Origin of the sequence: Erwinia sp. JUb26 (genome assembly GCF_003751505.1) — a bacterium.
Lineage (GTDB): Bacteria > Pseudomonadota > Gammaproteobacteria > Enterobacterales > Enterobacteriaceae > Erwinia.
This window is the reverse complement of sequence record NZ_RJVB01000007.1, coordinates 165,979-180,435: the sequence shown is the minus strand read 5'-3', so window position 1 is coordinate 180,435 and position 14,457 is coordinate 165,979. Positions and strand designations below refer to the sequence as shown.

Below are 14,457 nucleotides of genomic sequence, written 5' to 3'. Positions count from 1 at the left end.
TTTATCAAGACGGTATCCCCCCGCATTTTATGTCAAAGAATTCACTATAAAAACAGTAAGTTATATAAAGCTCATCATCATCCAATCGCCTTATCACGACGATAACGTCGATATTTGATGATTGCTGCTGTGTAGTGGCACAGAATCTATAAAACCCTGTCATTCAAAATGTTACGCATCATAATTAAATAGGGATATCACAATGAAACGTTCAACATTAGCATTAGCCTTGTCATGCGTTATGTTTTCCGCGGCCAGCATGGCATCGACCCCCATTCAACTCTCCTCCTTCAATAATTTGCCAGATGATAACGAGGTAAACGGTTTTCACGGAAGCTTCCTCTACAGTGATACCGGGACCGTCAACGGCTTTGATCTGCCGATCCTGGGATACGGTGAACTGGAGCAGCTAAACGGGTTGCAGCTCGGTGCCGTTGCCGGTTCGCATATTCGCAACGGCATGAATGGTATGGCTATCGGTCTGTTTAACTGGCATGGCGGATGGGATAACGGTGTTAACATCGGCCTGGGAAACAAGGTGGGCGATCTGAGCGGGGTTAACCTTGGTCTGTACAGTGCGGCAAAAAGCGTTACGGGGGCAAACTTCGGCATCATTACCCAGACGGGAAGTATGAAAGGGTTGAATATCGGCCTGTTGGGGAACTATACCGCAGAAAACAGAGATGGGATAAACGTCGCGACGGTTAACTGGACGCAAAAAGACAGTACCGGGATTAACCTCACCGCGCTGAACCATAGCGGCAATACTAAAGGTGTCAATATTGGCGCACTCGGCAACTGGAGTGAAGGTGATATCGAGGGGATTAACCTCGGCCTGGTCAACGTCTCAGGCAACGTGACCGGTTTGAACCTGGCGCCGCTGTATAATCTGTCTCAGGATACGGTGGGGGTTAACTTCGCTGCCTTCAACATGTCACATAACGTGCAGGGTGCCAACATTGGCCTGGTCAACAGGACAAACGATGTGCAGGGAGGAAACATCGGCGTGGTTAACGTAGCCCATAACGTCAACGGTATGAACGTTGGTGCCGTCAACGCCTCGACGGGGTTCACCAACGCGGATATTGGTGCCTTCAACTACTCCGACAGCACCTCGTTCCAGATTGGCCTGGTTAATGCCACCAAACATCTTGAAGGACTGCAGATTGGGGTGATCAATATTGCGACCAATGCTACCGTTCCGGTACTGCCGCTGATCAACTACCATCGTACATTCTGATCGATGGGAGTAAGGCGGATCGTCAGGCGATCCGCTTCGCTATTTACTTCATGCTGGCAACGATTGCCGTGACGTTATGCTTAAATGCGGCGACGTAGCTGTCCGCTTCTCCGCCCTTCTCCGTTAATGCTTCCGGATACAGTTCTCCACCCTGCTTAGCGCCGGTGGCAGAGGCGATCTGTTTAACCAGACGAGGATCGGTCTGGTTTTCAATAAACCAGGCGTTAATCTTCTCTTTTTTCAGCTGCGTAATCAGCGCGGCCACATCCGATGCACTGGCCTCAGACTCCGTTGAGAATCCTACAGGCGAGAGGAAGCTGACGCCGTAGCGCTGGCCGAAATAGCCAAAGGCATCATGACTGGTTAAGACCTTACGCCTGGATTGCGGGATCTGCGCAAACTCCTGCTGCGCCCAGCTATCCAGCTTTTTCAACTGCTCGATGTAGGCACCGCCCTGCTGGCGGAAATAGGCGGCATCGGCCGGGTCGGCGGCGATCAGCGCGTTCATCACGTTAGTGGCGTAGACGACGCCGTTCTGCATGCTGTTCCACGCATGAGGATCGGTGATCGTTTTGCCATCCTCTTCCATTTTTCGCGTATTGATTCCACTGGAAGCGACAACGGTCTGGCCTTTATAACCAGAAGAGGTAATCAGGCGATCCATCCATCCTTCCATCCCCAGGCCGCTGACGAATACCAAATCGGCATGAGCCAGCGACTGACTGTCCTTTGGCGTCGGTTCAAAGCTGTGCGGATCGCCATTCGGCCCGACCAGACTTTTCACCACTACGTGCTCACCGCCGACGTTTTGCACGATATCGGCCAGCACGCTAAAGCTGGCAACGGCCTGTACCGTTTTTGCCATCACCGCCGGGGCGGTTAAGAGGGCTGACAGGGCCAGCACCAAAGGTAACTTCTGCATATTTTTACTCCTTCGCCATAGACAATATTCTGCGTCCGGAAAAAATACCGCCGCAGGGTCCAAATAAAATTGAGATAAAGAACAGCACCGCCGCACTCAGAACCACCGCAGGCCCGGCAGGCAGCGAGAGGTAAAATGAGGCGCAAAGGCCGATGAAACTTGCGAATGTCGCCAGCAGCATGGCTGCTGCGAGGGTGCCGGAGAGATGCCGGCTCCAGAAGCGGGCGCTGGCAGCAGGCAGCATCATCAGGCCAACGCTCATTAACGTCCCCAGCACCTGGAAACCGGCAACCAGATTAATCACCACCAGCACCAGAAAAATTCCGTGGACCAGCGGTGAGGTCCAGCGGTTCTGCGCCGCCAGAAACGTCGGGTCAAACGCATCGATCACCAGCGGGCGATAAATTAATGCCAGTACCAGCAGAGAGATGCCGCTGATACTGCTGACCAGTAGAATGGAGGGGGCATCAACGGCCAGCAGGGAGCCAAACAGCACGTGCAGCAGGTCGACGCTGGAACCGCGCAGCGACACCAGCGTCACCCCTAATGCCAGCGACCCAAGATAGAAGCCGGCAAAGCTGGCATCCTCCCGCAGCGGCGTGTAGCGGCTGACCGCACCGGAGAGCAAGGCCACCGTCAGCCCGGCAATCGCGCCGCCGATCCCCATCGCCACCAGCGACAGCCCTGAAATCAGATAGCCAATTGCCGCCCCCGGCAGAACGGCGTGCGATAACGCGTCGCCAACCAGGCTCATACGCCGTAGCAGTAAAAACACCCCGAGCGGCGTTGCACTCAGTGAGAGAGCGACACAGGCCACCAACGCACGACGCATGAAACCAAATTCTATAAACGGCTCAATCAGCATCATGCTCGTGCCTCCCCGCTGCGGGAAAAATTCAGTCCGGTGACGCCGCAGGTGCGGCAGGACCATTCGCTGTGGTTCGCTTTCAAACGCAGTACCTGAGGAAAATGATTCGCGACCGTCGCCATATCGTGCAGCACGACAATCAGCGTGCAGCCTGCGCGGTGGCGCTCCGCCAGTAGCTCGATCAGCAGAGCGATGGTGTCGCTGTCGACGCCGCTAAACGGCTCATCCAGCAGCAGTAATTCGGCATCCTGAATCAGCAGCCGGGCAAACAGCACGCGCTGCAACTGGCCGCCGGACAGCGTACCCGGTGACGCATCGACAAACGGCAGCATGCGGACGCGCTCCAGTGCTTCAAGCACCTGCCTGCGCTGCTGGCGATTAATCCCGCCAAACCAGCCGCACTGGCGCCAGAAGCCCATCGCCACCAGATCGAATACGGTCAGGGGAAAGGTTTTTTCAAGTTCAGCATGCTGCGGTAGCCAGGCAATCGTCGGGCGCGGTGTCGGCAGGCTGATACTGCCGCTCACCGGTGGGATCATCCCACACAGGGTTTTCAGCAGCGTTGATTTGCCGCTGCCGTTGTCGCCAACCAGCGCCGTCATACTGCCCTGGGTAAACTCGCCGACCAGCTCAGGCGTCACTGCGCGCTGCTGGTAGCCGACAATTAACTTATTCAGGGTTATCATCAGGCGGCCGCCCATTCAGTCATCAGCATCAGCAGCACGACTAGCGCGAGTGTTAACGCCATTCGTAACCATGCTGGCCAGCTGAACAGGGTGCCAAATCGAGAAAAAGAAGAGGAAGGGTAGCGCATAGCATCATTCAATATGTTATAACATAACAACAATCTACTGCTAAAATTGGCGAATTGATAAGATTAAAATGTATCTAAGTATTACATTATGCCGTGACGAACTGTGCGATGATTTATATAAAGAAAATTCAACAAGCGTGAAGCGACTCAAAGAAAAGATGCGCAATATGAAATAACAATCAATTGACAAATCATAACGATAGACTAAACCAGAATGACACAGGCTAGGGTTTTGCTGTAAAAATGCGTCATCTTTATTAGCAATAATTAACTTCGGAGTAAAAAATGCACAGAACTTTACCATTAAAAAATCGTCAAAGTGACATTACTCCACTAGAATTAATTGAGGAAATTAAACAGAACATTCCGAAAATAGAGGAAGATCTGGTCGGCAACTTGATGTGGTATTCCCCGAATGCCCGTTATGTTCCGAATACTCTGAATGTTATTTCCCTGGAAGAGCTGGGGCAATCACGTTATAAAATGAACTATAGTTTCCTCTGGAACGTCTTCAATGCCTGCCTTGATATTGATTCAGACGAAACCAGTAATAACTCGGTCAATTTTGTCCTGGCAGATGGCGCATTGGTGTTTGATTTCATTGACAACGAACAGGACTCCATGTCGGAAGAATTGTAATAATCAGTCAATCAGTTAACAAAAAAATGAAACTAAGTTATATTTTAAATAGATGTTTCATTTGAAGAGTAATTATCACTTCCTGGCCTACCGAGTATAAAAGTGCTGTTAATCAGCATGTTTTTCTAGCGATGGAGGGGAAAAAGATGGACGAATACTCACCGAGAAGGCATGATATTGCACAGCTGAAATTCTTGTGTGAAAACCTGTATGATGAAAGTATGGCAACGTTAGGCGACAGCCATCACGGCTGGGTTAACGACCCTACTTCAGCCATCAACCTGCAGCTTAATGACCTGATTGAGCACATTGCTGCTTTTACTATGAATTACAAAATCAAGCACGTTGATGATACCGATCTGATTGGACAGATTGACGATTATCTCGATGATACTTTTATGTTATTCAGCAACTACGGCATTAATGCACAGGACCTTCAGCGTTGGCAAAAATCAGCAAAACGCCTGTTCAACATTTTTGCAGAAGAGTGTGCGCCCGGCCAAATTCAGGCCAGCCATTCCTTTTAGTAACCCACTACTCCTTACGGTTTAATGATGACTGAGAAACTTTTAACTAAAACTGATTATCTGATGCGCCTCAGACGCTGTCGTTCTATCGACACTCTTGAGCGCGTGATTGAAAAGAACAAGTACGAATTATCTGATGATGAACTGGCTATATTTTATTCAGCAGCCGACCATCGTCTTGCAGAACTCACCATGAATAAACTTTATGACAAAGTCCCTGTTGCCGTGTGGAAATTTGTCCGCTGACATTTAAATGGTTTTGATTTTAATAGAGTAGCGTGGGCAGAGCTGGTTTGGGCGTAACGGGCGACGTCCAGCCAGCAGAACGTCGGAAAAGATGCTATCAGAATTCACTGGAATCAACCGTCAATGCACGGAAAGGATGTCTGCTATACGCAGGGCATCGAACTGAAACTCTAATTAATCCCAGCGCTTCACAATTAACCTTCGAGGTTTGTACTCTTACGTAATTTGTAGAGTTCAATCGCTTTATCGCGCGTGATGCGTAGCTGTGCCTCAGACATGATAATTCCCCAGATAGTACCCTGCTGCTGTCGGTAGTAACTTTGCATTGCCTTAATGTAAGCATTCCGATACGCGATCCAGGCAACCTGCGAGGTTTTCATCGCAGCCTTAAACTCCGCTGATTGATCGGCTAACAGCAGTCGGTACTGGTTATTGAGTTCCGCATCCCACCCTGCCAGTCCCACCTTGTAACATTCAACCGATGCCAGGGTATTTTCCGCATTCGCCGTACACGTTTGCAGCTTGCTGTCTAACGCTTTACCCACATTATCCTCCGCGAGAGCAGGAAGGGATAATGAACACAGCACCAGGCCTGTTAACAGTATCTTTTGCATTTTTATCTCCTTAGTAATGACATCACACAGGAGAAACTATGCCGTTCTACACGGGTATTGCAACGTTTGTCTCAGAGGTTTATCGGCGTGGCTGAATATAATGGAGGCGTTTGGACGGCAGAATTGGGTGGGGGCCCTGCCAGCTACATCCCGGCACACGCGTCATTTGTTACGGCTGCTTCCTTCCGGACCTGACCGAATTCACAAATTAGCATTGCGGGAGAACCAACAGGGCCCCCATTGACGGCCTCGGATAACCGAAGCGCAGGCGCATTATCAATGAACCCCAGGGCAATTGCAAGCCAGCCCCCGATGACCGTTTGTTTCTTGCACAATACGGCGGATATTCCTTCATCGGAGGCCATATAGCGTCCATTAATCTACCCACAAATCCTCGCCCCTCCTTTATACTCACCCTGTTGCAGGACGCCTTACTCGTGGCAGGAACCTGCTAACGGTTATGCTCAGGAGGAACATCTGAACTCAGAACACGACAATTTTCGACAGCGCATCTTTCAGATCCTCGCGGCCATTCCTTACGGCTCCGTCACAACGTACGGAGAGATTGCCAATCTGGCGGGCTCACCGAGAGCTGCGCGTCAGGTCGGCGGCGTACTGAAACGCCTGCCGGAGGGCAGCAAGCTTCCCTGGCATCGGGTGATTAACCGACTGGGCGAAATATCACTGATCGGCGATGATTTAAGTCGACAGCGACAGGCGCTGGAAGCAGAGGGAGTTGAGGTTTCGCCGGAAGGTAAAGTCGATTTGAAGCGCTATCGCTGGAAGCCGTAATAACGCCCCCGCAGGGGCGTTACATCGTTCGGAGAACCGATCAATATGCGGTCGGTGCAGGAACTGCTGAGGAAGGTGTCACCTGCGTTGGCGACGTTGACGGCACCGAGGTCGCTGCGCCGCTTTGGGTCTGTAACGGCATTGATGGCACCGGGACCAGCGTCAGATCCTGTCGCGTGCCGCCCGTGGTCACCACCTGCTTCACCGAATCGGTAATAAACAGCATTTTGCCATCGACCGTTACGGCTGCACTGAGCAGAATGCGCGCACCGGGCTGAACATCGGCCGGATTAAACGGCAGAACGAACTGGAACGGTGCCTGCTTGCCTTCGGTACGCGTCACCCGCTGTGACAATACTTTCGACGGCGCATCGGCCAGTGAGGCGTCTGAGAGCGTCACCGTCAGTACCGCATCCGGCGGCAGCGCTATTTTCTGGCGTATCCACACCGTACCGCTCACGTTTGGCTGCTGGATCACGGCCTGCTGACCCTGCACCTGCGAACCCAGTGTCGGTGTTGGCACATCTTTGCTTTTATCCGCACAGCCAGAGATTGCCACCGCAAGTGCGGCACTGCTTAATACAAGCCAGAGTTTCATGGATGTCTTCTCCTTTTTAATCCCTACGGCGCGATAATGCCGTTCATGGGCAGAGCTTTACTGCCCGTCAGGCTTTAATTCTGGCACATGTTGCTGGATTTTTCCTGTAACCAGCTATTTTCATTCTTTCCGCATAAACTGCGCAGATCCCACAAACAGGCGTTGACGCTAACTGGTCGGATCTCGCAAACTGAGGACTGAAATTTTCAAGAGGATGCCGCACATGAGCCAGGCGCTGCAAAATTTATTAAATCTGCTCGATTTGGAAAGCCTGGAAGAGGGGTTATTCCGTGGGCAAAGTGAAGATCTTGGCCTGCGCCAGGTCTTTGGCGGCCAGGTTGTCGGCCAGGCGCTCTATGCAGCCAAACAGACCGTGCCCAGCGAACGCATTATCCACTCCTTTCACAGCTACTTTCTACGCCCCGGCGACAGCCAGAAGGCGATTATTTACGATGTGGAAAATCTGAGGGATGGCAACAGCTTCAGCGCCCGCAGGGTTAAAGCCGTTCAAAACGGCAAACCGATTTTTTACATGACCGCCTCATTCCAGGGCCCGGAAAGCGGCTTTGAGCATCAGAAAACCATGCCGGTGGTTCCCGGCCCGGACGATTTGCCCTCCGAGCATGATATCGCGCAAAAACTCGCGCAGCATATCCCCGCGCCCTATCGCGACAAGTTCCTGTCGGAAAAGCCGTTTGAAATCCGTCCGGTGAAGTTTCACAACCCGCTGAGAGGCCATGTGGATGAGCCGTATCGCCACCTGTGGATCCGCGCGAACGGAACCATGCCGGAAGATAAGCGCATTCATCAGTATCTGCTCGGTTACGTATCCGACTTCAATTTCCTGCCGGTCTCGCTTCAGCCGCACGGTAAAGGCTTCCTTGAGCCGGGGATGCAGGTCGCTACCATCGACCACTCTATGTGGTTCCACCGTCCGTTCGACCTCAGCGAATGGCTGCTGTACAGCGTGGAGAGCACATCGGCTTCCAGCGCGCGTGGCTTTGTTCGCGGTGAGTTCTATACCCAGCAGGGAACGCTGGTGGCTTCAACGGTGCAGGAAGGCGTTATTCGTCAGCGCGAATAAATTAGTGTCAGACAATAAAAAAGCGGGCCATATTGGCCCGCACGTTTTTTTATTTTTAGCGCACTACTTTTCTTTTTGCTTACCCGACCAGATTACTGGTTGTAAGCATTCTCGCCGTGGCTGTTGACGTCCAGACCTTCACGCTCCTGGTCTTCAGGAACACGCAGGCCAACAATCATATCCGCCACTTTGAAACCGATGAACGCGACAACGGCAGTCCAGACGATGGTCAGTGCAACGCTTTCCAGCTGTACCCAGACCTGATGGCCCATCGTCACGCCTTCTGCATAACCTACGCCGCCCAGTGAAGATGAAGCGAACACGCCGGTCAGGATACAGCCAACGATACCGCAGACGCCGTGAACACCGAACACATCACATGGGTCATCAACGCGCAGCCATTTCTTCAGGGTGGTCACACCCCACAGGCCAGCCAGACCGCCCACCAGACCGATAATCAGAGCACCACCGACGCCAACGTAACCGCAGGCTGGGGTAATCGCAACCAGACCGGCAATCGCACCGGAACTGACGCCCAGCAGTGAAGGCTTACCGCGCAGTGCCCACTCGCCGAAGGTCCAGGTCAGCATTGCGCCGGCCGTTGCCACGACGGTGTTCAGGAAGGCCAGACCGGCGATTTCGTTCGCAGTCCCTGCTGAACCGGCGTTGAAGCCAAACCAGCCGAAGTACAGGATCGCAGTGCCGGTGAAGACCATCGGCAGGTTATGAGGTTTGAAGGCTTCTTTACCAAAGCCCGCACGTTTGCCCAGCAGGTAAGCCCCCACCAGACCCGCTACCGCGGCGTTGATGTGAACAACGGTACCGCCCGCGAAGTCCAGCGCGCCATCCTGAGCCAGGAAACCACCCGCCCAGACCATGTGTGCAATCGGCAGATAGGCAAAGGTCAGCCAGATCAGTACGAAGATCAGCACCGCTGCGAAGCGAATACGCTCAGCAATAGCCCCAACAATCAGGCCCACGGTGATACAGGCAAAGGAAGCCTGGAACGCCACGTGAATATACTGGTAGAAGGAACCCATCAGCGTCGTTGGCGCAATGCCTTTCAGCATCGCCCAGTCAAAGCTGCCGAAGAACGCGTTGCCTTCGCTGAAGGCCAGAGAATAACCGTAAACCATCCAGACAACGCAGACCATGGCGAAGGTCATTGCCACCTGGGTCAGCATGGACAGCACGTTCTTACCGCGGATCAGGCCGCCGTAGAACAGTGCGATGCCCGGGATTGTCATAAACAGCACCAGCGCGGTGCAGATCATCATAAAGGCGTTGTCGGCTTTATCCGCTACTGCCGGAGCGGCAGCCATGGCAAGCGACGGTAACAGAGCAATGCTGGCAAGGCCAAACTTAGCGAGTTTCTTCATTTTATCCCATCCCATCACAATTCTTAGCCCCGAATTACAGTGCTGCTTCGTCAGTTTCGCCGGTGCGAATACGGATCACCCGCTGCAGTTCTGCAACAAAGATTTTCCCGTCACCAATTTTGCCGGTGTAGGCGGCTTTGCTAATTACATCAACCACTTCATCGATCTGGTCGTCTGCAATCGCAATATCAATTTTTACTTTTGGCAGGAAGTTAACGCTGTACTCAGCTCCGCGATAAAGTTCTGCATGCCCTTTTTGTCTGCCAAAACCTTTAACTTCTGTCACGGTCAGACCCTGAATGCCGATAGATGACAGTGCTTCACGCACGTCTTCCAGTTTGAACGGTTTGATTACCACGGTAACCAGCTTCATACGATCCCCTCCAGTATTGAATACGGTTGTTTCACGAACACGGATTTACTAAAGCAAAGGCTGTGCCAGAAATGAAAAACAGGCTGTTTTCAGGTGATTAGTCAGTGTTGATCTGAGGTGCAGCCTGGGATGGGATGCTGCGAACAGAAAGCCTGTAAGAGGAGTATAGAAAAAACGCACCTTAACGGTGCGTTTTGCGTGGGTTCAGTGCATTAATCAGGGGCAATGGTTATTTTTTCGCCTGAATTTGGTGCATTCTCTGCTGCATAATGATCAGCTCTCTGCAGCAGCCAACTCTTCACCCGCCAGCTGTAGCTGGTACATTTGCCAGTAGCGGCCCTGCGCGGCCAGCAACTGCTGATGATTGCCACGCTCCACTGCCTGCCCGCGGTGCAGAACCAGGATCGTATCGGCTTCGGTGATGGTAGAAAGGCGATGGGCAATGACCACCAGCGTGGTCTGCTGGCGTATGGCCCGCAGCGCCTTCTGGATTGCCTGTTCGGTACCCGAGTCAATATTGGCGGTGGCTTCATCCAGGATCAGGATCTTCGGCGTTGCCACCAGAACCCGCGCCATCGCCAGCAGCTGTTTTTGCCCAACGGACAGGTTATTCCCCTGCTCGCCCAACCGGGTGTAGATTCCGTTGCACATGCTTCGCGCCAGGGAAGCCAGCTGCACGGTTTCCAGCGCCTGCCAGACCGCCTGTTCGCTAATATCCCGCCCCAGCGTGACGTTGGCAAAGAAGGTATCGGCCAACACTACCGGATCCTGCTGCACCATCGCCACGCTCTGGCGCAGCGAGGCGTGGCTGAGCGATTCCAGCGGGCGGCCATCCAGCAGGATCTCGCCCTTGCTGAGCGGATAGTAGCCCATCAGCAAATTGGCCAGCGTGCTTTTGCCGCTGCCCGTATGGCCAACCAGCGCGACGAAATCGCGCGGGGCCACGTCCAGATTGATATCGGTCAGAACCGGCTTGCCGGTGCGATAGGCAAAGGTCAGATTGCGAATCGCGATGCTGCCGCTGGACAGCGGCTGTGCGTCTTCGCCATAGGGCTGGCGCGGTGCATCCATCAGCTCAAAAATGCGCTCACCGGCGACCACCGCCTGCTGTAACATCGACTGCTGCGTGGTCAGCTCGATAAGCGGCTCGTTAAGGCGGCCCAGATAGTTAATAAAGGCGTAAAGTACCCCAACCTCTATCGCTCCCACCGACGAAAAACCAAACAGCAGCATCAGGCCGCACAGAATCATCGCGGAAAACAGGCTGAGCAGCGGCCGCAGCAGAAAACCATCCAGCCGCAGCGTCTGCATCCGCGCCAGATAATGCGAGCGGCTGGCGGCACCCATGCGCTCACCGAAGCGCGCCTGCTGGCGAAACTGCTGGATAACGCTCATGCCGTTGATCGCTTCATTAAAGCCGTTGTTGATGTCTGCCAGATAGCTGCGCACCCGGCGAACAATCGGCGTGCTGTAACGCTGATAAATCAGCATCACGATCAGCACCGCCGGGAAGATAGCAATGGCGATCAGCGCCATGCGCCAGTCGAGGCTGAACATCGCCACCAGCATTGCCCCCACCAGCGCTGCGCTGCGCAGCACGGTCGCCACCACGGTGACGTAAAGATCGCGCACCACTTCGGTATCGTTGGTGACGCGAGAAATAATCTGCCCCACCGGCTGGGTATCAAATGCGCTGAGCGGCTGGCGCAGGGCGGCGTCCATGACGTCGGTACGCAGGCGCTGCACCACGCCTACGGCGGCCTCGTTAAACAGCAGTGACTGCCAGTAGTGCAGCGCCGCAGCCAGCAACTGCAGCAGCAGGAAGCTGGTTATCAGACCGGCCGCCAGCCCCAGCGGCATATAATGTTTCGCCACCATATTGTCGATGAAATAGCTAATCAGCACCGGCCCCAGCACTTCGGCCGCGGCCGCCACCCACAGCATCAGCACCGCAAGACTCAGCGATTTGCGCCACGGCGCGCCATAGGAGAGCAGGCGTTTAAGCGTTGGCCACAGCCGCCGGTTGTCATTCGCCATGCGGCACCTCCTGTTCTGATTCATCCTCGTCCAGCGCCGCTTCCAGCTGCTGATAGCGGTACATATCGCGATACCATCCGCTGGCTGCGGCCAGCTGTTCATGGCTGCCGCGCTGGGCGATTTTGCCATGCTGCAATACCAGAATTTCGCTGGCTTCGGTCAGGGCGGAAAGCCGATGCGCGCTGATGATAATGGTACGCCCTTCGCCCCAGCTGCGCAGATTGTGCAGGATCTGGTGCTCGGTGCGGCCATCGACCGCCGACAGCGCATCATCCAGCACCAGAATTTCGGCATTGAGCAGCAGCGCGCGGGCTATAGAAATACGCTGCTTTTGCCCGCCGGACAGCATCACTCCGCGTTCCCCGACTTCCGTATCGTAGCCCTCAGGCAGGCGCAGGATGTCGTCGTGCACGGATGCCAGCATCGCCGCCCGCTCGATCTCATCCTGCGTGGCCCCCGGATTGCCGAGGGAAATATTGTTGGCAATGGTGTCGGAAAACAGGAACGGCGTCTGGCTGACCACCGCCAGGCGGCTGCGCCAGCTGTCCAGCTGCAGTTGGGTGAGCGGAATATCGTGATAGAGAATGTCCCCGCTGCCGATATCGAAATGGCGCTGGATCAGGCTCAGCACGGTGCTTTTCCCCGATCCGGTTGGGCCGCACAGCCCCAGCATCTGGCCGGGTGCCAGGCGGAGATGAATGTCCGACAGGGCCGGCTGGGCGGCTGCCGGATAGCGGAACTCGCCGATCGCCACCTGGAGCTCACCGCGCCCTTCCGGCAGGACGGTCTCGCCATCGGTGACCGTCGGTGCTTCCGACAGCAGCACCTTGATGCGGCTCCACGCCGCGCTACCGCGCTCAACGATGTTAAACATCCACGCCAGCGCCAGCATTGGCCAGATCATCAGGCCGAGGTACATCACAAAACTGGTCAGCTGGCCCAGGCTTATCTCGCCGTGCCACACCATCCAGCTGCCGCCGCCGATCGCCAGCAGATTCGACAGACCAATCGCCACGTAAATCGTCGGATCAAAGCGGGCATCAACCCGGGCGACGCGCAGGTTTTTTTCGCCGGTATCGCGGGCAATGTCGGCAAACTGCGCCGACTGGCGATCTTCCAGACCAAAGGCTTTGATCATGCGTATGCTGGTCAGGCTCTCCTGGGTCTGATCGTTTAACGATGAGAACGCCGCCTGCGCCAGTTTGAAGCGGTTATGCAGCTGATCGCCGTAGCGTTTAATCACCAGCGCCATCACCGGCATCGGCAGCAGCGCCAGCAGCGTCAGCTCCCAGCTGATCTGCGTGCTCATCACAATCAGCACGGCGCAGCCCATCACCAGCGAGTCCACCAGGGTCAACACGCCTTCCCCGGCGGCAAAGACCACGCGGTCAACGTCGTTCGTTGCACGGGCGATCAGGTCACCGGTACGGTGACGCAAATAGAATTCGGGATGCTGCCGACTAAGCTGGCGATAAAAATCTTCACGCAGCTCCACCGCCAGCTGATAGGACGCACCAAACAGCAGCACGCGCCAGACGTAGCGCAGTAAATAGACCACCACGGCGGTGAGCAACATCACGCCAACCCACACCAGCAGCCGCTGATGGCTCATCTGCTGCTGGCTGACACCGTCAACGATTGTGCCAACAATATGGGGCGGTAGAAGCTGCAGCAGCGCAATGACGATGAGCAGCAGAACGGCGCCCACGTAGCGCCGCCATTCGCGAAGGAAGTACCAACTTAGCTGGCTGAAAAGTCGCACAAAATATCCTGGTTATCGACCGGAAAAAAGACGGCTGCCGTTCAGGGGGCAACCGGCAAAGCGGTGGTGTATTTTATCTCTTCCATGGCAAAACTCGAAGTGACATCGATCAGGCCCGGAATGCCGTTGACCAGCCGTTTGTAAAAGCCGTCGTAGCTTTTCATATCGGCCACCTGCACCTTCAGCAGGTAGTCATATTCCCCGGCCATGCGGTAAAACCCCATCACTTCAGGCATCGCCTGCACTAAGGCGACAAACTGCTGGAACCAGCTGCTGCTGTGCTGCTGGGTTTTTATCAGCACAAACGCCGTCAGCCCCAGCCCCAGCTTTTCGCCGTCAAGCAGTGCCACCCGGCCGCGAATATAGCCCTCATCCTCAAGCCTTTTCAAGCGCTTCCAGCAGGGCGTGGTGGTCAGGCTGACCGCGTCGGCCAGCGCCTGCAGCGAAAGCATACAGTCCTGCTGTAGCAGGTTAAGCAGCATTCGGTCTTTTTTATCAAGCGGGTTTTGTAGCAAAATTTTCTCTCACTGGTCGTTTGTGCAGCATGATTATAGCAACCTTT

The 14,457-nt window shown here is 54.5% G+C and carries 16 protein-coding genes and 1 other RNA gene; 6 read left to right on the top strand and 11 right to left on the bottom strand.

Annotation, left to right across the window (positions count from 1 at the left end):
• Positions 1 to 259: 259 nt before the first annotated feature.
• Positions 260 to 1,240 (top strand): LA_2272 family surface repeat-containing protein, encoded by a 981-nt coding sequence (locus tag EC836_RS18290; protein ID WP_233599360.1) that lies wholly within the window; start codon positions 260 to 262, stop codon positions 1,238 to 1,240.
• Positions 1,241 to 1,283: 43 nt separating this feature from the next.
• On the opposite strand, the gene EC836_RS18285 is transcribed toward EC836_RS18290, so the two are convergent.
• Genes EC836_RS18285 through EC836_RS18275 form a run of 3 tightly spaced genes read right to left on the bottom strand, consistent with a single transcriptional unit; the run spans position 1,284 to position 3,716 of the window.
• Positions 1,284 to 2,162 carry a metal ABC transporter substrate-binding protein gene (locus tag EC836_RS18285; protein ID WP_123335739.1) on the bottom strand — a complete coding sequence of 293 codons (879 nt, stop codon included), beginning with the start codon at positions 2,160 to 2,162 and terminating at the stop codon, positions 1,284 to 1,286.
• A gap of 4 nt (positions 2,163 to 2,166) precedes the next feature.
• A complete protein-coding gene (locus EC836_RS18280; RefSeq protein ID WP_123335737.1) occupies positions 2,167 to 3,030 on the bottom strand; it encodes a metal ABC transporter permease in 864 nt (287 codons plus the stop codon).
• A complete protein-coding gene (locus EC836_RS18275; RefSeq protein WP_123335979.1) occupies positions 3,027 to 3,716 on the bottom strand; it encodes a metal ABC transporter ATP-binding protein in 690 nt (229 codons plus the stop codon). Before EC836_RS18275 ends, EC836_RS18280 begins: the two co-directional genes overlap by 4 nt.
• A 413-nt stretch (positions 3,717 to 4,129) precedes the next feature.
• Here EC836_RS18275 and EC836_RS18270 point away from each other — a divergent pair, with 413 nt between their 5' ends.
• From EC836_RS18270 to EC836_RS18260, 3 genes are all read left to right on the top strand, one after another.
• Positions 4,130 to 4,483 carry a hypothetical protein gene (locus EC836_RS18270; RefSeq protein ID WP_123335735.1) on the top strand — a complete coding sequence of 118 codons (354 nt, stop codon included), beginning with the start codon at positions 4,130 to 4,132 and terminating at the stop codon, positions 4,481 to 4,483.
• A 146-nt stretch (positions 4,484 to 4,629) separates the two neighbouring features.
• Positions 4,630 to 5,010: an Hha toxicity modulator TomB gene (tomB, locus tag EC836_RS18265; protein ID WP_123335733.1), complete on the top strand. Its 381-nt coding sequence runs from the start codon at positions 4,630 to 4,632 to the stop codon at positions 5,008 to 5,010.
• Between the two features lie 27 nt (positions 5,011 to 5,037).
• Entirely contained in the window at positions 5,038 to 5,256 is a 219-nt protein-coding gene (locus tag EC836_RS18260) for an HHA domain-containing protein (RefSeq protein ID WP_123335977.1), read from the top strand.
• 194 nt (positions 5,257 to 5,450) lie between these two features.
• Here the strand turns inward: EC836_RS18260 and EC836_RS18255 are convergent, their stop codons facing one another.
• Both EC836_RS18255 and ffs read right to left on the bottom strand, forming a co-directional pair.
• Positions 5,451 to 5,870 carry a lysozyme inhibitor LprI family protein gene (locus tag EC836_RS18255; protein ID WP_123335732.1) on the bottom strand — a complete coding sequence of 140 codons (420 nt, stop codon included), beginning with the start codon at positions 5,868 to 5,870 and terminating at the stop codon, positions 5,451 to 5,453.
• A gap of 134 nt (positions 5,871 to 6,004) precedes the next feature.
• Positions 6,005 to 6,101, bottom strand: an RNA gene (gene ffs / locus EC836_RS18250) — signal recognition particle sRNA small type.
• A gap of 246 nt (positions 6,102 to 6,347) precedes the next feature.
• Here ffs and EC836_RS18245 point away from each other — a divergent pair.
• Complete coding sequence (locus EC836_RS18245; RefSeq protein ID WP_123335730.1) at positions 6,348 to 6,662, top strand: MGMT family protein; 315 nt, start codon at positions 6,348 to 6,350, stop codon at positions 6,660 to 6,662.
• Between the two features lie 40 nt (positions 6,663 to 6,702).
• Here the strand turns inward: EC836_RS18245 and EC836_RS18240 are convergent, their stop codons facing one another.
• Positions 6,703 to 7,260, bottom strand: a complete 558-nt coding sequence (locus tag EC836_RS18240; RefSeq protein ID WP_123335728.1) for a YbaY family lipoprotein — start codon at positions 7,258 to 7,260, stop codon at positions 6,703 to 6,705.
• A gap of 223 nt (positions 7,261 to 7,483) precedes the next feature.
• Here EC836_RS18240 and tesB point away from each other — a divergent pair, with 223 nt between their 5' ends.
• The gene (gene tesB, locus EC836_RS18235; protein ID WP_123335726.1) at positions 7,484 to 8,344 is read left to right on the top strand and encodes an acyl-CoA thioesterase II; all 861 of its coding nucleotides are present in this window, start codon (positions 7,484 to 7,486) and stop codon (positions 8,342 to 8,344) included.
• A 92-nt stretch (positions 8,345 to 8,436) separates the two neighbouring features.
• On the opposite strand, the gene amtB is transcribed toward tesB, so the two are convergent.
• The 5 genes from amtB to EC836_RS18210 form a co-directional block, all read right to left on the bottom strand.
• Complete coding sequence (gene amtB / locus EC836_RS18230; RefSeq protein ID WP_199735232.1) at positions 8,437 to 9,738, bottom strand: ammonium transporter AmtB; 1,302 nt, start codon at positions 9,736 to 9,738, stop codon at positions 8,437 to 8,439.
• 19 nt (positions 9,739 to 9,757) lie between these two features.
• Positions 9,758 to 10,096, bottom strand: a complete 339-nt coding sequence (gene glnK / locus EC836_RS18225) for a P-II family nitrogen regulator (protein WP_105590813.1) — start codon at positions 10,094 to 10,096, stop codon at positions 9,758 to 9,760.
• Between the two features lie 273 nt (positions 10,097 to 10,369).
• Complete coding sequence (locus EC836_RS18220; protein ID WP_123335724.1) at positions 10,370 to 12,133, bottom strand: SmdB family multidrug efflux ABC transporter permease/ATP-binding protein; 1,764 nt, start codon at positions 12,131 to 12,133, stop codon at positions 10,370 to 10,372.
• Positions 12,123 to 13,895, bottom strand: a complete 1,773-nt coding sequence (locus tag EC836_RS18215; protein WP_123335722.1) for a SmdA family multidrug ABC transporter permease/ATP-binding protein — start codon at positions 13,893 to 13,895, stop codon at positions 12,123 to 12,125. Before EC836_RS18215 ends, EC836_RS18220 begins: the two co-directional genes overlap by 11 nt.
• A 41-nt stretch (positions 13,896 to 13,936) precedes the next feature.
• Entirely contained in the window at positions 13,937 to 14,410 is a 474-nt protein-coding gene (locus EC836_RS18210) for an Lrp/AsnC family transcriptional regulator (protein WP_123335720.1), read from the bottom strand.
• Between the last annotated feature and the right edge of the window lie 47 nt (positions 14,411 to 14,457).